Here is a 21,930-nt window from a genome sequence, read left to right as displayed (position 1 = left end):
ATCTCAAAACCTTTCAGGACGTAACAAAGCAGCGACCAGATAGGCCAGCAGCACAATTGTTACGACCAGACAAAGGATCACTTCGAAAGTCATATCATCCTGCCTTACAATCGTTTACAGCCGTGTACATAGGCAACGGCCACCGCAAAAAAGACCACGGTTGCCAAACACATCATCAGGTCCGCCATTGTAAGTCACCTCTCTTAGCCAATATAACGGGTAGACGCCCGCGATACGACCATAAAATCATTTTTTTCAAGTGCTTCCGCACGGAGCTGACGAGCCACGATCAGCCGAGCCAGCGTTACGGCGGCCAACAGTTGCAGATCCTGCCAAACCACGCCCAACCGTGTTTTCAAACCAGTTAATGTTACAAACTGCCTCATAAATAATTCCTTTTCTTCAGCCCGATGTCTTCATCCCTGGATTTTGTAACCGTGGGCTTCGCACCACGGCTATTAAACGACGCCCCTCCGGGCCTGAAATCCATATATATCAGTAGTTTACCTTCCTCTTCAGCCCGTCTTCTTCAGCCCTGAGCCTGCGAATCTTCAGCCCATTTTCTTCAGCCCGATGTTTTTTTTCACCAGCTTCCCTGCTTGCGTCCAAACCACCACACCAAACCCAGCGTGGCGGTGTTCTGTTCTTTTTTCAGAACTCCTGGAACGGCAGTCAGGAAAAACGGTTGATTTGAAAAATCCCGTCGCCATTCGGCCCGTGCCAGAAATCCATCGGCAAATTTGTATTCACCGGTCAGTGTGGTTTCTTTGAGTGCCTGTGTCACACCTGAAAACAGACCACCCCGGTCTGAGAGATATTCTGCTCGCCCAGCCAGCGCCAGTGCTGGAGTGAACTGGTAGCGGGCATAGAGCGCCCCACCTGTCACACGTGATGGAGCCGAAAAGGTCTGCGTGCGCGAAATGACATAGTCAAATTCACCCGCCAGGGTGAGCTTGTCGGTGGCGTTCCAGGTCGCGTAGGTATCCAGGATGTGGAGTCGGCCACGTGGCACCGGACTGATAACATCCGTTGAAAGTCCAGGCTGGGTCGGCAACGGAGGCGCCCCAGGATTGAGCACCGGCGTGGTGTCGCGTGATTCAAGCCCGGTGTAGTAGTTCACATTCCACGAAACCCGGCTCGTCGGCTTAAAGTTGAGCAGCAGCGCCTGGGATTTAAAGCCATTGAAATCTTCACTTTGATTGGCACCATTCACCAGCCAGTGGGTGACATTGAATTTGTCATTGACGGCATAGTTGGTGCGAAAGCCAAAGTGGTAAAACGGCAGGAAGTTAAAGTAAAACGCCCGTGAGTAATTCATCTGATCTTTGGTGAAATTACTTTCGATCCCCAGGGCACTGACCCACTTTCCAAAGTCAACCGTGACGCCTTTACCGACTGGAAACACATAGGTTCCATAGGCTTGCAGAACAGGTCGGTAAACCTGGGGCCGGTTTTCATTGATCGCACTTCCTTGCAGCGTTTCGGTCGCCTGGCCATATTGTAAATCAAGGCGCACGCCAAACCGGCGACCGGCTTCAACATTCGGCGCCCGTTCAACGACCAGCGTCGCCTGGTTCAGGTTGAAACTGTTGCTGGTGACATCATTGGCGCGAAGCAGGTTGATTCGGCCCGCTGGACGGTTGAAGTTATACCCGTAATACCCATCCACCGTGAGGTTGACCGTGGTTTCGTTCCAGAAATCCAGCACGCTTCGGTCGGCTGCCGAGAGATCTTTGACGGCTTCGCCCTGAGTGGATGGTTGAGGGGCATCCACGGTTGAAAGAGTCGGTTGAGTGGTGGCACCTGGGAGAGATGCCGGTTCTGTTTTTTCAGATTCAAGCGTTTTGATCCGGCCTTCGAGACGATCCACGGTTTCCCGCAGCCGTTTGAGTTCCGCTAAAAGTTCAGCGCTTGTCGCCGAGGCGGCTGATTCGCTGCTTTTGGCCGTCGTGTTTTTTTCTTCGGTTGCAGAAATCGGGATTTCCACGCTCGCGCTTTGAGCCGCAATTGGTGTTGTCCCAAACCAACCGCACAGCCAGACGAATCCGGCTATCTGAATCAGTGTGTGAAATTTGGAGTAATGGTTCATAGATTTTTAAGCTCCTGACAGAAATGAAACTCTTTCAATTGTACTTCAGTGTGTCAGGGTAGCCTTTCTGAATGAACCTGAGCTTACCCGCTGCCACATAAAAATGGTGTAAGGGGTTTATAAGGAAACCATAAAGATGAGGGCTTGGGGCTGAGGGCTGAAAACCAGGGCTGGGGGCTGAGGGCTGAGGGCTGAAGATTATCGGGCTGAAGAAATTGGCTTTATTTCATCCCTCATCCTTCATCCCTCATCCCTCATCCCTTCGATTGCCCCAAGCCCCGAACTCAGTCTTTCTATTGCGCGCAAATCGGGTTTACGGTAATGTTCCCGTTTTCCTCAAAAGCTCTATTTTGACTGTATCTGCCACTCTCTCCCGGCAGATGGTTTCCGGAGGTTTTCACCAAGTTATGTTACGTCTCATGTCACGCTACAAGCGTTCCCAGAACCTCATTCTGGTGGGCATTATTGTGGTTCTCGCCGTCGGTATGTTTATTGCTTATGGCACTCCCAGCGGCTGGAGCAGCGGCGGCAGCGGCCCCAAAGTGGTTGAACCCGTGGCGGATAGCACTGTGATTGCCGAAGTTGATGGCCGTGATATCACGGCCAAGGACTATGCTGATGGCATTCGCCGGTACCTGGCGATGTATCAGATGTACCGCTCCCAATCGCCATCCGCGGCACTTCCCACCGACGTCAAAGGTCTGCGTGACCGTGGCACCGACAAAGAACTTTTGCGCTCTCTGGTTCGCGATAAAATCATCGAAGCCGAAGCCGAACGGCTTGGACTGACGGCAACCGAAGATGAATTGAAGGATCGGATTCGAGAAATGTATAGCCCTGACGGCAAATGGGTTGGCTATGAAAAGTTCAAACGCGCCATCGAACGCCAGGGAAGTACGGTCTATGAATTTGAACAAAGCCTGCGCCGCCAGATCACCGAAGATAAGCTGCGCAAGTTTGTGACCGATGGTATTCAGATCAATTCGAAGGAAATTGAAGAAAACTACAAGCAAAGCAACACCAAACTTCAGCTTTCGTTCGCCGTGCTTGAAGAAAAAACCTATCTTGACAAAGTTGAAGCCCCGACTGATCAAGAAATCCGGGCATATTTTGACAGTCACAAAGATGCATTCCGCGCCACCAAAGATCAGCGCAAAGTCCAGTACCTGTTCATTAGCCAGGAAAAAGCTGGTGAAACAGTGCCGGTCACGGATGAAGAACTCAAAAAAGAATATGACCCTGAAAAACAGGTCAAATCCATCAAGGTCAAACAGATTGTGCTCAATGTGCTGACGCCGAAGGATGAAGACACCGTGCGCACCAAGGCCAATGAACTGGTCAAGCGGGCACGCGGGGTTGACAATGTTCCGGCTGAAGATTTTGACTCGCTTGCTCGTGGAAACTCCCAGGACACAGCCAGCGCTCCAAATGGCGGAGATCTGGGCGTGGTCGAACGCAGCAACGTCAAACCAGGCGATGTGCTGGAACAGGCATTTTCACTTGAGATCAACAAAGTCAGCGAACCGATCTTTAAGAACAACAAGTTCTATATCTTCAAAGTGAGTGAAAAAACACCCAAGACCTTTGAAGAAGCTCGCGAAGCCCTCATGGCTTCAGTTCGCAACCGACTTTCCTATAAACAGGCTTCCAAGTTTGCCGATTCGGCTCTGACCGCGTTAACCCAAACCCGCGACATTCAGAAATCCGCCGCTCAGGTTGCCAAGGAAATGAGCACCAAGGATAAAGCGGTCAATCCCCAGGACCTCATTCGGACGACGCCGTTCTTTTCAGCCGGTGACGATATCCCTGAAATCGGAAGCAATCCGTCATTTGAAGAAGCCACCACCGCGTTGACCATCAAGGGTGACATCGGAGACAAGGTTGGGGTTCGGGGTGGATTTGCCATTCCGCAATTGATGGAACTCCGCAAACCGAGCGACCCGGCGTTTGAAGATGTCAAAGACAAAGTGACCGAAAAAGTGAAAAAAGAAAAAGCGCTTCAAATGGCTTATGAAGAAGCCAAAAAACTGATTGCCGAGGCCAAAGACGCCGCTGGATTGAAAGCCGCTGCCGAAGCCAAGGGGCTCAAGCTTGAAGAAGCGAAAGATTATGTGGCGACGTCATCACTGGGTGGCCGCGTGTACCCAGCCGTGTATGGTGTGGCTGAAAAAGCCAAAACTGGCGAACTGCTGACCACGCCGTTCTATAACTCATTTGATTCGTTGACGATGATGGTGGCCGTGGTTGGTGTCACCGGTCGGACGGATGCGGATATGTCCAAACTGGCTGAACAGTCCAAAGGAATTGAAGAAAATCTCCGCAGTGCCCGCGCTGGTGCTATATTCGAAGCCTATTTGGACGGAGCCAAACGCCGACTGAAAGAAACCGGACGGCTGATCGTCAACCAGGAACTGATTGAACGAATCTTGATTACGCTGTCTCAGTCTGAAGCCCAGGCACCACCTCAGCCGTAGTTACAGACTCAACCTGCTCTCGCATTCAAAAAGGCTGGTCGGATGTTCATCCGGCCAGCCTTTTTTGGTGAAGAATGAAGAATGCGGTTAGTGGTTAGTGGTTAGTGGTTAGTGGTTAGAAATCAATATTTTCCAAGAAAAACAAGACCAGTGATGGAAACACCCCGTTACCCAAATTGACTTGCGACCTGTCCCTTTTGTCCCTTATGTCTTTTATGTCCTTTTTTCCAGCAGGATCAACGACCTGGAAAGGTTGAATCAACTGCTGTTTTTTTATATTGACGGTTACAGGTTAAGGAACCACACTTTTTCTTCATTCTTCATTCTTCATTCTTCATTCTTCATTCTTTTTTATGTCACACGAACACAAATTCCTGATTGGCACCTCCTGGCGAACGTCGCCGGAAGTTACTGAAATTCGTGCACCTTTTGACCAGAGCGTGGTGGGAATCACCTATCAGGCGATGGAAACCGATGTGCAAGATGCCATTGTGGCTTCAGTTGAAGGATTTGACGCCTTGAAGCGCCTGGGCAGTTATGAGCGTTCTGGATTGCTCAATCGCATTGCCGCCGGAATCACCGCCCAGGCTGAAGAATTCGCCCAAACATTGGCCGCTGAAGCGGGAAAACCGATCAAGGCCGCGCGGGTTGAAGTCGAACGTTCGGCGTTTACCTTCTCAATCGCCGCCGAAGAGGCCCGCCGGATCAACGGCGAGTACATTCCACTTGATTGGGCGGCAACTTCGGCGGGCCGGTTCGGGATTGTCCGGCGGTTTCCGATTGGACCAATTACCGGGATTAGCCCGTTTAATTTCCCAATTAACCTGGTGGCTCACAAAGTGGCCCCGGCCCTGGCTGCCGGGAACTCAATCATCATCAAACCATCACCTCAAACACCGCTCACAGCACTCAAACTGGCTGAAATCGTCGAATCGGCTGGCGCCCCAGCGGGCTCACTGACGGTGCTTCCCTGCCCGATTGAGTATGCAACGCCCTTGATTACCGATGACCGCATTAAAATGCTGACCTTTACCGGCAGTGCCCAGGTTGGCTGGAAACTCAAAAGCCTGGCTGGCAAGAAGAAAGTGACGCTGGAGCTTGGTGGAAATGCCGGAGTGATCGTCCACTCGGATGCAGATTTAGAACACGCGGCGAGTCGGGCTGTCATTGGCGGGTTTGGCTACGCCGGGCAGGTGTGTATTTCGGTCCAGCGAATTCTGGTTCACCGCCCTGTGTTCAATCGTTTTCTCGACCTGTTCGTCCCCAAAGTCGAAGCGCTCACCATCGGCAATCCACTTGATGAAACCACGGATGTCGGACCGCTGATCAATGAAACAGCCGCTGTTCGAGTCGAACACTGGATTCAGGAAGCCGTGGCCGGAGGCGCAACCTGCCTGACGGGTGGTAAGCGTGACGGAAGTTGTGTGACTCCAACGGTTTTGACAAATACGGATCCGGAAATGCGGGTCAATTGCCAGGAGATTTTTGGCCCGGTCGTCACAATTGAAGGCTATGACGAATTTGAGCAGGCGGTGGAATCCATCAACGCCTCCCCGTTTGGCCTGCAGGCCGGAATTTTCAGCAATGACATGCAGGCAGTGCTCAAAGCCTATGAAACCCTCGAAGTCGGCGGCCTGATCGTGGGTGATATTCCGACCTACCGCATTGACCACATGCCCTATGGCGGGGTGAAAGATTCCGGCTTTGGCCGCGAAGGTCTGAAATACGCGATTGAAGAAATGACCGAACCCCGCTTGCTGGTCGTCTGCCGGTGAAGCTGAGGACCAAGGGGAATACAGTATTTTCAATATTTTAGCATTTCCATAACGCGAAGATTTCATTATAACTGGGAAGAAAGAACTGGCTGGAATGAATGGTTTTCCTCTGTGGCCCTCCGCGTCCTCTGTGGTGAACACAATTTGGATGATTGGCTAGGTGTGTAGTTGAGATTGTACAAACTTCACCTGCTCAATCACAGCTTCGGGAGCCCGGCAAATCGTCAATAAATCACGGCCTAATTCTTTTAGAAATGCTTCATACAATTGAGCTTCATCGCTCGCAGCCAGACAGAGGACAACCGGTTTTCGGGCTTTGAGTGCCAGTGCAATTTCTGAAACGGTTCCAGCTTCGCCTTTGCCGCAGACCACCACGACCTGACTGGAGAGCACGTTGACGTTGTTTCGGGCATTGCCCAAATCGGTCACAATGGCCACATCCACAAACTCTGAAGCGACGCTATCACGCGACGGCAAGATCCCAATCGTCAGGCTTCCAGGCACGGATTTGGCACCCCGGTTGACGGCGTCCATCACACCCGCCGTCCGCCCACCCGAAAGAACGACCCAGCCTTCGCGGGCAAGGAGTTCCCCAAGCCGGTGAGCATTTGCGACATCTTCAGGACGGGCATTCTCTCCGGCGCCCATCACACCGACGACAAATCTTGACATGTTTTTTTCACCGTGCCTGTGTAATCACAACCATCACATCCAGCTTTGCCATTCGCACCTTTCCAAACAAATCACGAGCTTCAAATTCAAGCGGATGGCTTCCAAGCGAAGCCCTTTTCTTGGGTTTGATGCGAAATACAACTTCATCGCCCATGGTTGAAACTTTTTTCGGAACAACCTTGAGTTTGAGCGCTTTCGCGTTGAGTGCTTTTATTTCGACGGCGCCGACAAACCCACCGACTCGCTGAATGTGCATCGTCACTGAGACAACATCACCACGCTCCACCGTGACGGATGACACATCAAACCCGATTGAAAAATCTTCGACCACACCAATTTGTAATGCGGCGGCGGCCTGATGGTGAATCCCCGCCGCTATCCCAGTAACCACCAGCACATAGTTCCCTTCCGGTGTTGCGGGAGTGGTGGATAAAGTCAATGTCGCCGATTCGCCGGGCTGAACAGGATTTGGGGAAAATGTCGCGGAAATACCTGATTCCAACGGTCGAATACTGGCACTAAGCGCAATTGGCGTGGCAAAGTTATTGATGATCTGGGTGGTGATTGTGACCTGGGTTGAGTTGCCAGGTTCAATCGTGATGAGCATCTGGTTGAGTGCCAGCGAAAAATCACTGGTCGGTTCAATCAGACTTCGGAAATCTACCACAAAGGCATCCACACTTGACGCCTGCGAAATATCCTGGCGCCAGTTGCTTCCAAACAGCACCCGATCTCCCCGGCGGCTGATCGTGGCGTGAGGTTCGGCAAAGTACACACTGGTGTCGCTATCGGGCGTTTGAGGTGAAAACCGGCGACTGTGATGATGGGCTAACCGGCGAACTTCCCCACTGCCATCGAGTTTCACCAGCAGGAGTTCATCTTCAAACGGTAGCCACGAACTGGCTGAGTCTTCCAGCCGACCTTCGCCGTCATAGGTACTGACCAGACACCAGTCAAAGCGGGCTTCATTCCGACAGGAAATGTGGTTGTAAAACGACCACTCCATATCCAGCAGGACTGTTTCCTGACCACCAGACAACCGGTACTTTTTGATGTAATTCCGATTTGGCTCGGGGTCATACACACCAATCACCAGTACTTCCTCACCAGCCGCATCCAACCCAAGGTCGCTATGCCCTGAACTGAGAGGCTTTTGCCAGAGTCGCTGAAACTCCAGGTCATAGACTTCGACGCCGCGAAACGGTCCGGTTTCTTCGCTGGCATAATCCACGACGATGAAATTTCCGCCAGGAGAAATTGAAACCCAGTCAAAATCCGGCAGGTTTTCTGGCAACGCCAGTGTTTTGACCACCTGACTCAAAATCAGATCAAAAAGAATCAAGTCCTGAAAGCGGACTTCCCCAGTTTGCTGATTATATTTTTGCCCAACCAGTGCGTAATATCGCCCGTCGTTTGAGAGGTTGCCTTCGCCACGAGTATTGGCAAAGTCATAATCTGCAAAGGTATGCAAAAGGACATCTTCACCTGTGAAAACGTGATATGAGTGCAACGCATTGTCGGGGTTGTAATAAAGCAGCAATGGATTTGTCGGATGCCAGAAAACGTCTTCGCCACCAACGTCGAGCCGCTTGAGAAACTGATAGGTCCGGCCTTCATAGAGGAGCGTTTCCCCATCTCCAGTGCGCAGTAGAAGTAGTGTTTCGTCAGCATTCCACGCCTGCCGCCGCGAATATTCGGGGAATATCCCATCAACTCCAGCCGCACGGGCATCAGTCAAACGTTGGATAGTTGTTCCAAACACTGGATCAGTAAGTTGAACTCCAACTAGAGGTTTTGAAATCTCGGGTTGTGGTAATGCGTCGTGGCTGGTAACAAACTGGCCCCAGGCAATTTGACCGGGAAAAACCACCCAAAAGCCAACCAGTATAATTTGGAGCAATCTTCTCGCAGGAATTTGCCGCAGTATTGCCAGCATCATCTCAAGACATCTGTTTGACGCCATATTGAGACCTCCTGAAGTTGGAAAAATACGCCATTTGGCCTGGTTTCAATGGCTTCAGAGTTAAGGGGCAATTGGTGTACCAGAAGTGGGGCGGAAGACTCGCAAGCTCGGAGCAAAGGAAGGGATGAGGGATGAAACCAAGGGATGAGGGATGAAGGATGAGGGATGAAAGAAAACCAGTTCTTCAGCCCGATGCCTTCAGCCCCGAAAAGTCCTTCCCATACTTTGCTTCCTGGTCGGCAATGGTTTGCAGATAGTCATAAATCAACAACCCTTTTCCAGGCTTGACCGGAATCAGGTTTTCTTCAAAGAAGCGATAGGGAACGCTTTTGCGTGTGGTTGACGCTTTAAATTTCAGCAATACCTGGATTGGGATAAAAAACACTTTCTGATGGGCGGAAAATTCGACCAGAAACCCAGCTACGGCGCCGACGGCGGCGGTTCGTTCGAGATAACTCACCTGATGCGGGTGAAGGTTATCAAAATCAAGCTGTTCACGACTGGTGCTTTTGGCGTCGTAATAAATCGCTCTCCCCGTTGGTGCAATACATCCGCCGTAATCGGGTTCGGCACGCGATTCGGGGACAAACTGGCGTGGGTCGCGAGCACCTTCCGATTTGAGAATATTCTGCAAATCACCCGCGCTCAGCCTGGCCCCAGATTGGAGCACATTGAGCCCTTCAACCGACGGGAGTGAGAGCCCCCGCCGCTTGTTTTCACGGGAAACCGTGTATTTTCCAGGGATTGCCTTGCGGGTAATGCAGGCCAGACCTGCTTTTTCATAGGCTTCGTTGGTGCGGTTCAGGGCTTCCTGAAATCCGCTGCCAACATCGGCGCCTCGCCGTCGCATGGGGTGAGACATAGAATTAGGGTTCAGGGTTCAGGGTTCAGGGTTCAGGGTTTTTGAACCAGGGTTCAGGGTTCAGCGCCAGGATAAGGGTTTTAGGCCCGAAGGGTCGTTGTGTCATAGCCGTGGTGTGAAGCCCACGGAAACAGAACCAAAGGAAATAAAAAGAAATTGATTCGAAAACCCTGAACCCTGAACCCTGAACCCTGAACCCTGAACCCTGAACCCTGAACCCTGAACCCTGAACCCTGAACCCTGAACCCTCATTAAACCGTCTTCAAATACGCTTCATACAGCCGCCGATCAGCACGGGGCATTTCCTTGATATAAATGTACACAATCCAGTTGATTCCATCCGGAGCCCGGTTGTATCGGACAGCAAAGCCATCCATGTGAACCGTCCCGGTGGGAATGTCCACCTCGATGTCGAGCCGGTTTTTAAACGCCACGGTGTGATCTTTGACAATGTTGAGATGGCCGGTTGCCACTGTACCGGTCTGGATGCGCATTCCCTGTGGCGAGGCATCATGGACCACACCTGGGATGGTTCGTGATTTGTTGCCTTCATCATCAGTATCAATGATTGTTAACCGAAGCGGCAAATTGAGCGAAGCTGGATCAGGCTCGACTTTCGGCTGGGGTGATTCAGCCTGTGGGTTGACAGCGTCTTTGTACATTACTGATTCCTTTTTACTGGGCTGTACCTGTTCAATCGCGGCAATGACCGCCGCCATTGATTGCGGACGATAGGCCGGATCTTTGGCCAGCATCTTCATTACCAGGGCTTCAACTGGGGGTGGAACATCAGAATTGAGGTCACGCAACGGCTGAGCAGCTTTGGTGGCGTGCGCCAGAATGACTTTCATGGGCTGCTTTTCAGAAAATGGCACGCGCCCGGCCAGCATTTCATAGAGAATAATCCCCAGGCTGTAAATATCTGACCGCTGGTCAGTTGCCTGCCCGGTGCATTCTTCCGGCGAGGTGTAGTGGGGCATCCGGAAAATGACTGATCCTGTGTCGGTTACCACCGCTCCACCAAGTGAATCCTTCAAACAGGCCAGCCCAAAATCCACCACTTTGACCTGTAATTCACGGGTGACTTCATCAGCCATCAGCAACAAATTGCCGGGTTTGAGATCGAGGTGCAGGACTTTGGCATCGTGCGCCACCCCAAGCCCAATCGCTGACTGTCGGATAACTTCAAGCGCCCGTGATGTTTGAAGAATTTTTTCTTCCTCAAGCTCATCTTTCAACGTTCGACCTTCGATATACTCGGTCACCAGATAACTGGCGGCATTGGGCAGTAAGCCGTAGCCAAATGTTGAGGCCACATAAGGCGAGGAAATGTTGATCAACCGTTGAACTTCCTGTTGAAAGGTCGTCTCGGCCTCACGAGTGGTAAATAAATTAGGTGGGATGATTTTGACTGAAACCTGGTGCTGGTTGGTCAAATCGGTGGCCTGGTACACATCCCCAAGGCGGCCACGGCCAATCATCCGAATCAATTGATACCGATTGTGAAAGGTTCGACTTCCGGGGAGCGATTCAGCCAGGGAAGAACCATCCTGGATACAGAACCGGGCCGAGTCGTCATAGCAGGAATTGCAGGCTGGGCATTCTTTCATTCGAACAAAAACCTTTATGGAAAATTCAAACTACCAGGTACACCGGTTTCACCGCGGGTGAGTTGAACTTTTTTCTTTTGTGCTTTTTCTGCTGGATACCTACCACGTTCGTGCAAAGCGTCGCAACTGCTTTAGGTTGCCGGAGCCGAAAATTCACTTGACGCTCTCAATTGCCTCGCGTAGCGTCCACATCAGGGCTCAGGGCTGAAGACATCGGGCTGAAGAAGTCGGGCTGAAGAAAACGGGCTCAGGGCTGGGGGCTGAAGACATCGGGCTGAAGAACTGGTTTTATTTCATCCCTCATCCCTCATCCCTCATCCCTCATCGCTTCAGTTACACCACAAGCCCTCAGCCCTGGTTTCTTCAGCCCTACGGTTCTACCCCACCACAGCACCACCCATCTTTTCAGGTCGCGGAGGCCGCATGATCGGTTTTCTCAAACCCACTTTGTCTTCTTTTGGAATCTGGATCACGCTAAGCCTGCTCATTTTGACGGGCTCGCTCTCGTTTTCACCATCACTTTATGCCCAAACAACCTCTGGAACATTGATCGGAGATGTGATTGATCCAGATGGCAAGCCGCTGGCAAACGCGATTGTGACCGTGGTCAACATTGATAACGGCACCACACGTGCGACACGAACGCTCCCAGACGGGTCATATCGGATGCCTTTCTTGGAGCCAGGACGCTATGTGGTCAAAGCCCAGCGCGAAGGATATCAGGATAATCAGAGCGATACAGTTCGGATTCCACTCAACATTGTGACCCCGCTCAACGTGCCGCCAATTCGATTATATCCAGTAGGCACCGCACTGCCGACCACCACACCACAAACCGAAGCCGCGAAAATCAATCCAACGGATGCCACCCTGCGCGGCAATATTGATTCGCAAACCCTGCTGGCACTTCCAATTGGAGGAATTCGCAGTTTTGACGTGATGGCGTTTCTCTTCCCTGGCGTTCTGCCGCCGCCGGCCACGTATGGCGCCAACGGCCCTGGCCTTGGCCCCGGCGTCGGAACTTCCGGTCAATTTTCAGTCAATGGCCAGCGGGGGAGGGCCAATAATTTCACGGTGGATGGTTCAGACAACAATGACCAGGATGTCGGCGTTCGGCGGCAAGGCTTTTTTGCCCCGGTCTCGCAATCCATTGAAAGCGTCAACGAATTTCAAATCAGTCTGCTGCTGGGCGATGCCGAATCAGGGCGTAACTTTGGCGGGCAGGTCAACGTGGTTTCCAGATCAGGTGGAAACGCTGTCCACGGAACAATTTATGATTTTTTCACCACGGACGGCCTGCAAGCACGTGATTTCTTTGACCTGACTGGCGGTCCCTCCGGCGAAGAAAACAAGAATCGCCGCAACCAGTTTGGCTTTGCACTCGGGGCACCAATTGTGAAAGACCGGACCCACGTCTTTTTCTCGTTTGAGCGTCAGAACGCCACCCGTCAACTGGAGCACAACTTCGCGGTTCCAACCCCAGCGGAACGCAATTCCAGCCTGATTCAAACCACACTGGCCCAGGATATCTTCGATCTGTTTCCGTTGCCTAACAACGCCGGTGGACCCTATGGCACCAGCACCTTTACCCAAATTCTTCCAGCGGATGCTGATGGAACACTCTTCTCTGCCCGGCTCACGCATCAACTCAAGCTGTTTGGAAAAGACCATAACTTCACCGGACGCTATAATTTGACGGATGATGAAACATTGATTCCTTCAGTTGGCGGTGCCTTGCGTGGGTCGCTTGGGTCACGAACCCGAACGCACAACATTTCGCTCTTTCTGGACACGACGCTCACGGCCACCACTTACAATCAGGTGCGCGTTTCATTTGGCCGAACGACGCTTGGCTTTGACGAGCAGGCCGGCAGTCCATTCATTTTTCAAACCCGTCCCCGGATTGATCTCAATGGGGACCGTCAACCTGATGGATTAACCGGACCGCTTGGGCAACTGGCCATTTCGGGCCTCAGTCCCATCGGTGTGGATGTGTTTACTTTCCCGCAAGGACGCACCAACAACACATTTCAGTATGCCGACACACTGGTGAGTACCCTCGGCAAACACACGCTCAAAGTTGGGGCAGACATCCGCCGGGTGCAGTTCAATAGCTTCCTGGATCGCAACTACCGCGCACAAGCCACGTTTGCGCCAGGGTTTGTGGTGGCCGGGGCGTCGGCCAGAGTTGGCACCGGCACCGAATTTGTCAACTTTGGGCTGCCCTCCAATCTGGTGCAATCGCTGGCCCAAACGCCTGACTCAACGCTGGGCTTACGCCAGACGGAAATGAACTTTTTTGTATCAGACACGTGGCGAATCCATCCCCGAGTCACACTCACGATGGGTCTGCGGTACGAATACAACACCGTTCCAACCGACGCGAGCCAGCGTATTGAGCGCACCTTCCAGCTCCGCCCGGAAGACCTTCCGGCGGGCGATCCGAATTTGAGCGGATTTTCCAAAGTGTTTTTTGACTCGCTGGCGTCGTACCAGCAGTTTTTGGATGGACGGGAAAAAATTTTTGAAGCGGACGGCAATAATTTCGCGCCTCGCGTCGGCATTGCGTGGTCACCGTTCAAAAGCCAGCGACTTTCGATTCGCGGCGGGTACGGCGTTTATTACGACCCGCTGGTGGGGAGCCTGACCAGTCAATCGCGCAATGTCTTCCCAAATTTCATTCCAGCCAGCTTCGGCGCGTCATTGATTGGGTTTAACCGATTTAACGGCGCATTTCTCAACCCGGCATTTTTCGGCGCGGGAACACCACCGACACCATTGATTCAGCCTGGAACGACCAACACGGTCGGCTTTCAATCCAGCCTGTTTGTGCCTGGAATCGGTGCCTTATTTTCACTTCAAGCTGCCAATCCAGGACTGGCTTTTACACTGCCGGCAAAGGAGTTGCGGACACCTTACACCCATCAGTTTGGTGGACAGGTTGAAGCCGTGGTCGCCAAAAATTATGTGCTTGGCGTCGGGTATGTTGGTTCACGAAGCCGCCAGTTGATCCGCTTCCGAACGCCCAATCTAGGACCAAATTCGGTCTATCAGGCGCTGTTTTTGTTGCCCAATCAGCCGCCGACGCTCATCACACCGCGACTCAATCGGGATGTGCGCCAGCTTGGGGCGTTTACGGTGTTTGATAATTCGGCGGAAAGCCAGTTTGATTCGCTTCAGGTGCGACTTGATCGGCAGGCCAGCGATGGGCTGCAATTTGGAATGGCGTATACCTACTCACACGCCATTGATGATGTCTCAGACCTGTTTGATCTGACCGGCACGTTTGCCTTTGCCCAAAATGACCGGAAACTGCAGCTTGATCGAGGGAGCGCCAATTTTGATATTCGCCATCGGGTTGTCACGCATTTTGTGTATGACCTTCCGCTGGCTCGAACGCACCGCATCCTGGGCGGCTGGCAGGTAGCTGGAATCGTCACGCTGCAAACCGGGCAGCCCTACACCGTCAACACCCAACTGGATGTCAACCTGGACGGCAACCTGACTGACCGGCTCAACACCTTGCGGGGGTTGATTGTATCGGATGAAGGCCGGACGCGGATTTCCCTCGCCCCAGGAACCACGATTGATTCGCTGCGAGCGCCGTTTGACGTGGATTTGTTGCTCGATGGCAGCCTTGGCCGCAATACCTTCCGGGCCGCCGGTGTGGCGACGGTTGATCTGGCGTTGACCAAACGGTTTGCCATTTCCGAACGCCAGAACCTGCAATTTCGCGCCGAAGCCTTTAACCTGTTGAACCGCACCCATTTCGGCATCCCAGTGCGCATTCTGGAAGCTCCTGGATTTGGCCAATCCATCAACACCTCTGTTCCCGCCCGGACAATCCAACTCGCGGTGAAGTATGTGTTTTAGGGTTTGCATCTCGAAGAGCTGCCGTTCGGATAGCCGGTCGGTTGGCCGCTTTGGGCCTACCACCGGACATAGCAACCTCCACTTTTCTCCCCACTTCGCCTCCGCCCCTATGGGGCGGAGGCGAAGTGGGGAAGGTTGGGAATTGACCTTTCCCGGTGGTAGCTCCCAAAACCTCGCACCACCGGCTATCCGAACGGGCAGCCTTTCAGGATGCTCAATCCAAATACCTGATTCCCAAACGAAAATGGGAAGTTGTTTTCTAACGATCCCTTACCGCCGATAATGTCTATTGAAAAATAACCACTTCCCTTAGCCATCTAAAAGAACTTCAGTCTATGAATAACCAATCTGTTTCTCAACCAGCCTACTTTCTTTCATTGGAAGTCGAGAATGTGCGGTGCTTCGGACCTAGACAAAAACTTGATGTATCAGACGGGAATGGTCGTCCAGCTCAATGGACCGTGATTTTAGGCGACAATGGTGTGGGGAAAACAACCTTGTTGCAGTGCCTAGCAAAAATGGAACCGACTGTTGAAAAAACATGGTTTGGAGAAATATATGGACCAGCGCGGTTGCCAAAGCTGTATTTTGAAGCCCAGAGCATGGTCAAGTATGTGGTACCAGTGTGCCGCCACAACGAAAATAAAATGATGCTTTCGGTGGAAAATTCCTTTGGCGCAAAACTCAAAGACGATTCATCTGGAAATATAGCCCGAGGCGATCTCAACATAGAGTATGAAGAAGATGAGGTTATAAATTTTATATTTGACCCAACTCCTTTGTTAGGGTTTGGTGCTTTGGAGAATCTGATTTGTTATGGCTATGGCGCCTCGCGTCGGATGCGGGAATCCACCCCTGTCACTGAAAAAGAGGAGGATATTGGAAATTGGGACACGCTTTTTAATGAAGACACGGCGCTCGGCAATGCAGAAGAATGGCTTTTAAAAACCCAACTCAATGCTAAATCCTCAACTCCTGAAGTCGCCAGTAAGTTTGAACAACAGTTTGATGAAGTTATCAAGATATTAAAAAGCATTCTTCCAGATATTCAAGATATTCGGATTCCTCAACTTACGTCAGTCAAAGAGCATGCTCGTGTGGAATTCCAAACGCCGTATGGCTGGGTTTCGGTACGAAGTCTGGGGATTGGCCACCGAACCATGATTGCCTGGGTGGTTGATCTGGCTCGGCGCTTGTTTGAACGCTATCCCGACAGCCCTGATCCGCTGGCTGAACCGGCGGTGGTGCTGGTTGATGAAATAGACCTCCACCTGCATCCCAAATGGCAGCGCCAAATCATCACCTATTTGAGCGAACGCTTTCCAAACACTCAGTTTATCGTCACAGCCCATAGTCCGTTGATTGTGCAGGCGGCGGTCAGCGTGAAAGCAAACATTGTGGTGCTCAAACGGAAAGATGATCATGTAGTGATTGAGCAGGACATCGAAGCTGTCCGAGGATGGCGAGTTGATCAAATCCTGACCAGTGACTTGTTTGAACTTGAATCAGCCCGGCCTCCCGATTGGGATCAACTCTTTGCCCGTCGAGAAGTTTTGCTGTCACAACCGTCCCTTTCAGAATCGGAAGTAGCGGAACTGAAAACCATTCGACAAAAAATCAGCGAACTTCCGACAGGTGAAACACTCCAGGAACTGGAAGCCATGGATTTGATCCGTCGCGCCGCCCAGGAATTAAAGCAACGGGGGGTTCAACCAAAGTGATTCGCATTCACAAACCCACTGAAACTCCAAGGATTTTGACCACGAAAGGAAAAAAGAAAAAAGCTGTCTTTTGCAGGCTGTTTAGTCGCTTTTCACACGACTACCTCACTGGTTTAAGAAAATTCCGTTTCAATAGCAGCATCTATGGTGATTCGACGGTAAAAAATGAACTCATCAAGGCACAATTCGACAAGTGTTGTTACTGCGAAACCAAAATTGGTGAGGATGGAGAAATTGAGCACTTCAGGCCAAAAAGTGAGTGCCGTCAGGATCTACAAACCGCTATAGAAAAATCTGGCTATTATTGGCTGGTGTATGAATGGACCAATCTGGTTTACGCCTGTCACACATGTAACCAGAAAAAAAGCATCTATTTTCCGCTTCGCGATCTAAAGACCCGCGCCAAATCACATAAAGACAACCTGGACCAGGAACAACCATTATTGATCAATCCGGCTGAAACGGACCCAGCCGAACACATTACATTTACCATCGAGGGTAAAGCTAAAGCAGTGGATGGAAGTCTTGTAGGGCAAACGACGATTGAGGTTTTGGGCTTAAATCGCAGAGCACTTCGAGATAGACGGGAAAAACAATCAACCTTGTTGAAGTTTCTTTTCAAAAACGTCAATCACCCTGATCTTGCAATAAGTGCAGAAGTACAAACTTTTCTTAACCAATCCACAGAAGATCAAAGCGAACATGCGGCTTTTGCACGAGTTGCATTGGCCCAACTTGCTGCAAATGACGAGTGATCCCTTTCAAAGATAACCGTTGAATTCTCGCATCCTAAACAGTAGCCGTTCAGGATGCGAAAACCTCTGATTGAAAAGCACCATTTCGACTATTGATTTATGCGGCCTCTTCCCGATAGACCCAGGCGCCGACGAGTGTGGCGAGCGGGGCTTCAACCAGGGCCCAGGCCAGTCCGATGAGAGTCAGGTTTAACGGGAAAATTCCCATCGCGTTGTTTAAAACGCTGCCATACACAAACACCAGAAACCAGACCATAAACCCGGCGAGAATTGCTGTTTTCGGACCCGCTCCGAAGCGCGGACGAATCGCCGCATAGAGCAGCACCGCCACAATGCCGACCAGAAATACCAGGATGACAGCTTTGGCGATAAAATCTCCGCTGGGCGGTGGAAGGTTGAGTTTGCGGTTGGATTCTTCAATGTCTTTGGCAAAGATCACCGCATTGAGGACAAATTCTCCGCAGTTCATGACAAACCCGGCGGCCAGTCCACCAAGGAGCACCCGAATCCAGTTGATTGAAGCCATGTTCGTTTTCCTCCAAATGAAATGATTGATCATTGCATTGACGAACCGGCTTTTCGAAAATCGACAGCAGCCAAAATTTTTGTGGAGAATTTTTTCCTTCACCAAAACATGAAGGGCCCTACAGGCGGCGTTACCTTATCATCTTATCCACACCGTGGGCTTCGCACCACGGCTATTACACAACGACCCTCCGGGCCTGAAATCCTTATCCTGTCGCTTATGCCTTATCCTCCTGTCCCCTTGTCCCCTTGTCCCCTTGTCCCCCCTGTCCCCTTGTCATTCCGTTTGCCACAACTTCACCGTGCTGTCCTGGCTGCCGGTAGCCAGAATTTTTCCATCCGGGGAAAACACAACCGCATTGACCCAGCTTGAATGCCCTTTCAAAGTCGCCAGTTGTTGACCCGTTTGAAGATCCCATAATTTGGTGGTTCCATCCTGGCTTCCGGTCACAATCCGGTTTCCATCGGGCGAAAAAAGCACGGAGCTGATGTTGGTTCGATGACCACGTAACGTCAGTGTTTCCCGACGGGTGGCCAGATCCCATACTCGAACGGTTCGATCCCGGCTGCCGGAAACCAGTAACTGGTTGTCACGTGAAAAGGCAACTGACACAACCGGGCCGGTATGCCCGTCAAGCAACGCGAGTTCACTGCCCCGGAGCATATCCCAAAGTCGAATGGTCCGATCATCGCTCCCAGTCGCTAACCGTTTCCCATCTGGTGAAAAGGCAATGGAGTTGATGTCGTTGGTGTGGCCTTTGAGTTCAAAGAGTCGCTGACCAGTGTCCACGTCATACACAATCACCACATTCCCACCACCGCCAACCGCCAGCATCTGCCCATCCGGAGAGAAAGCCACGGCCCAGACTGGGATCCGATGGTCTTTAAAGAGTGGAACTTCCTGCTGGGTTGCCAAATCCCAAACCTTGAGCGTGTTGATATCAGATGCGCGTTGAGGTTTGCTCTGGGTAATAAAACGGTGACCATCGCCCGTCGCCGTGGCCAAAAAACGATTATCCGGTGAAATGGCCACGGCCCAGACCGGATGGGTGAACCCGTGCAAGGCGGTAATCTCCCTCCGCGAAAGAACATCCCACAGGAAAACCGTGCCGGGTTCTTCCGTGACAATCTGACGTCCAGTTGGAAATTGATAGCCAGTGCCCGCCGCCAATATTTTTCCATCGCCGGAGAATGCCAGTGACGTAACCCGTCCGGGCTCTTTTTTGAGCGTAGTCCAATCCTGTTCGGTTTCAACATCCCACAGTTTCACGGTGTGATCTTCGCTGCCCGTGGCCAACCGCTTGCCGTCGGGTGAAAAGGCGACCGCCCAGACCCGATCCAGATGCTCTTTTAAAGTGCTGATGGCTTGCTGGGTTTCGACATTCCAAATTTTGGCGGTGTTATCCCAGCTTCCCGTGGCAATTCGGGTGCCATCCGGAGAAAAAACCACGGAATGCACCAGGCTGGTGTGGCCTTTCAAGGTGGCGAATTCTTCGCGTTTTTCGATGTTCCAGAGCTTGACGGTACTATCCATGCTCGCTGTAGCCAGTAACTTTCCATCTGGTGAAAAGGCCAGTGACCGCACCCAGTCGGTATGTCCACGCAAGCTGGCCAGCTCTTGATGGGTTTGCACATCCCACAACTTCACGGTTGTATCTTTACTTCCAGTGGCCAGCGTTTTTCCGTCCGGTGAAAAAGCCACCGGATTGATTCCCTCAAGATGACCCGTCAGTGTGGCTATTTCCTGCCAGGTGTCGGTATTCCATAGCTTGATTGTCTGGTCATCGCTGCCGGTGGCGAGTAATTTTCCATCGGGCGAAAACACGGCTGAATTGACGTCATCGGTATGCCGGGTTAACGAGTGAACCAGTTTCTGGCTGCGCAGATCCCACAACCTGACGATTCCATCTTCTCCGGCTGTGGCTAAAGTCTGGTTATCCGGAGAGAAAGAAACTGAATACACCCAGCCAACGTGTCCGGTGAGTGTGGCGACTTCCTGACCATTGGTCGCATTCCAAAGCTTGACGGTGCTATCGGCGTTCCCGGTGGCAATCCATTGACCATCCGGGGAAAAAGCCACGGCATAGACCAGTGACTTGTGGGGTAATGTCATCAGATTGGTGTGGCAGAGCCGCCACAGGTAATACCACTCAAACCCACGAAAATCTTCCTGCCCCGGCTTTGGATGGTAGGCTTCAAGAAGTTCGAGCACCTGGGCCACGTTGGCATCTTCCCACGCCTGTTGCGCCAGATTCATTTGGGCGGCATAGAGAAGTCGCCGTTTGCCGAGTTCCTGTTGTTCGGCCCGGTCGCGCTGTTTGATTGCAATCACCAGCAAGGCCGCCATCACCGCCAAAATCACCACGGCAATCAGTGTCGTGCGGATCATCCCTCGCCGATAAGCTACCCGTTGCCGGCGGATTTCAGCATCCGGCATATGTGAGGTAACCCATTCCTGATCAAACACATGAGCATAGATCCGATTGCGAACGACAATCAGTCCATCCCGGACATGCACAATGCCGGCCAGCCGTAAAATATTGATCAGCGGGTTGGTGTCGTCGTCACGAACTGCCTGCCGTGAACAAATGCGGGCATAAAAATCGAGCAACCCGCCGAGATCAGTTTCACTCCGCAAAATCCGTTCGCGGACAAACAGCAGGTTGTCATCGTGTTCGCGAGCCCGTGAACTTAAAAACAATTCTTCGCAAAACCGATCAATCGCGGGCGCATCTTGAATCTGCTGGTTTTCAGCCACGGCCTGACAAAACCGCTGAGTCAGGTAGGGATGCCCGTTGGTCCAGTGCAAAATCCGGTTGAGCAGGGTCAGGCCCAGTTGTTCGTCACGCCCCAGCCCGCGTGCCAGTGCCGCCGCTTCGGTTTCGGTAAAGTCAGTCAGTTCGATTCGCCGGCCAATATTGAAGGGTGTCGTGCGAGTATCGCGAATGAGGTCGGAAGGCGTGGCAACGCCAAGCAGGCAAAAGGTCAGGCGGGTCAGTTCAGGGTCTTCGGTTCGGCGGTTAAAAAACTCACGCAGGGCAGCAAAGAATTCATCCGTCGAAAACGGAAGACTCCGAACGGCATCAATTTCATCAATGAAAATCACCACCTGGCGGCGGATTTTCTCAAGCACGACTTCCCGAATGGCCCGCATCCAGCGTTGGAGCGGCCCCAATCGTTCGTGATCAAGCCAGAATTCTTCCAGCTCGTCTTCCAGATCAAGCTGCTGCCCGACACGGGTGAGTAATCCGTCATACCATTGCTCAGTGGTCAGGTTTTGCCCCATAGCCGTCAAATCGAGGACGGCGACGGCCACACCTTCTTCGCGAAGCCGCACGGCAGTCCGCACCATCAGCGAGGATTTCCCCATCTGCCGCGACGTCAAGACATAACAGAACTTCCCTTCGCTCAATCCAGCGAGCAGGTCGGTATCCGCCTGACGTGGCACGTAGCACGGAGCGTCCCGCCGGAGCGTTCCACCTGTGACGTAAAAACTGCTCATAGAAAAATAGGGGTCAGGGGTCAGGATTTGGGGGTTGGGGGTTAGGGAAAAGACATAAAGGACCAAAATTCGAAAACCCGGAACCCGGAACCCGGAACCCGGAACCCGG

General features: G+C 52.0%; 14 protein-coding genes. 5 read left to right on the top strand and 9 right to left on the bottom strand.

The annotated features are described in order from the left end of the window. Window positions 1-3: 3 nt before the first annotated feature. The 3 genes from kdpF to HY774_17605 form a co-directional block, all read right to left on the bottom strand. Entirely contained in the window at window positions 4-93 is a 90-nt protein-coding gene (gene kdpF / locus HY774_17615) for a K(+)-transporting ATPase subunit F (protein ID MBI4750301.1), read from the bottom strand. A 110-nt stretch (window positions 94-203) separates the two neighbouring features. After that, window positions 204-386, bottom strand: a complete 183-nt coding sequence (locus HY774_17610; GenBank protein MBI4750300.1) for a hypothetical protein — start codon at window positions 384-386, stop codon at window positions 204-206. Window positions 387-583: 197 nt separating this feature from the next. After that, window positions 584-2,089, bottom strand: coding sequence for a porin (locus HY774_17605; GenBank protein MBI4750299.1), 1,506 nt, complete (start codon window positions 2,087-2,089; stop codon window positions 584-586). A 407-nt stretch (window positions 2,090-2,496) separates the two neighbouring features. On the opposite strand from HY774_17605, the gene HY774_17600 reads away from it, so the two are divergent. Together HY774_17600 and HY774_17595 are read left to right on the top strand one after the other, a co-directional pair. Continuing rightward, on the top strand, window positions 2,497-4,563 hold the full coding sequence (locus HY774_17600) for a SurA N-terminal domain-containing protein (protein MBI4750298.1): 2,067 nt from the start codon (window positions 2,497-2,499) through the stop codon (window positions 4,561-4,563). Window positions 4,564-4,916: 353 nt separating this feature from the next. Further along, window positions 4,917-6,338, top strand: coding sequence for an aldehyde dehydrogenase family protein (locus tag HY774_17595; GenBank protein MBI4750297.1), 1,422 nt, complete (start codon window positions 4,917-4,919; stop codon window positions 6,336-6,338). Window positions 6,339-6,494: 156 nt separating this feature from the next. Here the strand turns inward: HY774_17595 and HY774_17590 are convergent, their stop codons facing one another. From HY774_17590 to HY774_17575, 4 genes are all read right to left on the bottom strand, one after another. Continuing rightward, window positions 6,495-7,010 (bottom strand): LOG family protein, encoded by a 516-nt coding sequence (locus HY774_17590; protein ID MBI4750296.1) that lies wholly within the window; start codon window positions 7,008-7,010, stop codon window positions 6,495-6,497. 7 nt (window positions 7,011-7,017) lie between these two features. Continuing rightward, a complete protein-coding gene (locus tag HY774_17585; protein ID MBI4750295.1) occupies window positions 7,018-8,973 on the bottom strand; it encodes a hypothetical protein in 1,956 nt (651 codons plus the stop codon). A 184-nt stretch (window positions 8,974-9,157) separates the two neighbouring features. Continuing rightward, window positions 9,158-9,835 (bottom strand): Holliday junction resolvase RecU, encoded by a 678-nt coding sequence (locus HY774_17580; protein MBI4750294.1) that lies wholly within the window; start codon window positions 9,833-9,835, stop codon window positions 9,158-9,160. Window positions 9,836-10,086: 251 nt separating this feature from the next. Next, entirely contained in the window at window positions 10,087-11,445 is a 1,359-nt protein-coding gene (locus HY774_17575; protein ID MBI4750293.1) for a serine/threonine protein kinase, read from the bottom strand. Window positions 11,446-11,868: 423 nt separating this feature from the next. Here HY774_17575 and HY774_17570 point away from each other — a divergent pair, with 423 nt between their 5' ends. The 3 genes from HY774_17570 to HY774_17560 all read left to right on the top strand — a co-directional run bounded on the left by HY774_17570 (window position 11,869) and on the right by HY774_17560 (window position 17,794). Beyond that, window positions 11,869-15,318 carry a TonB-dependent receptor gene (locus HY774_17570; protein MBI4750292.1) on the top strand — a complete coding sequence of 1,150 codons (3,450 nt, stop codon included), beginning with the start codon at window positions 11,869-11,871 and terminating at the stop codon, window positions 15,316-15,318. Window positions 15,319-15,653: 335 nt separating this feature from the next. After that, window positions 15,654-17,039: an AAA family ATPase gene (locus HY774_17565; protein MBI4750291.1), complete on the top strand. Its 1,386-nt coding sequence runs from the start codon at window positions 15,654-15,656 to the stop codon at window positions 17,037-17,039. 35 nt (window positions 17,040-17,074) lie between these two features. Beyond that, window positions 17,075-17,794 carry a TIGR02646 family protein gene (locus tag HY774_17560; GenBank protein ID MBI4750290.1) on the top strand — a complete coding sequence of 240 codons (720 nt, stop codon included), beginning with the start codon at window positions 17,075-17,077 and terminating at the stop codon, window positions 17,792-17,794. A gap of 97 nt (window positions 17,795-17,891) precedes the next feature. On the opposite strand, the gene HY774_17555 is transcribed toward HY774_17560, so the two are convergent. Both HY774_17555 and HY774_17550 read right to left on the bottom strand, forming a co-directional pair. Further along, window positions 17,892-18,320 (bottom strand): hypothetical protein, encoded by a 429-nt coding sequence (locus HY774_17555; protein MBI4750289.1) that lies wholly within the window; start codon window positions 18,318-18,320, stop codon window positions 17,892-17,894. Between the two features lie 276 nt (window positions 18,321-18,596). After that, the gene (locus tag HY774_17550; GenBank protein MBI4750288.1) at window positions 18,597-21,821 is read right to left on the bottom strand and encodes an AAA-like domain-containing protein; all 3,225 of its coding nucleotides are present in this window, start codon (window positions 21,819-21,821) and stop codon (window positions 18,597-18,599) included. Between the last annotated feature and the right edge of the window lie 109 nt (window positions 21,822-21,930).

The organism is Acidobacteriota bacterium (assembly GCA_016208495.1).
GTDB lineage: Bacteria > Acidobacteriota > Blastocatellia > Chloracidobacteriales > Chloracidobacteriaceae > JACQXX01.
Note: the sequence above shows the minus strand (reverse complement) of the source record. Positions and strands in the feature narration are given on the sequence as shown.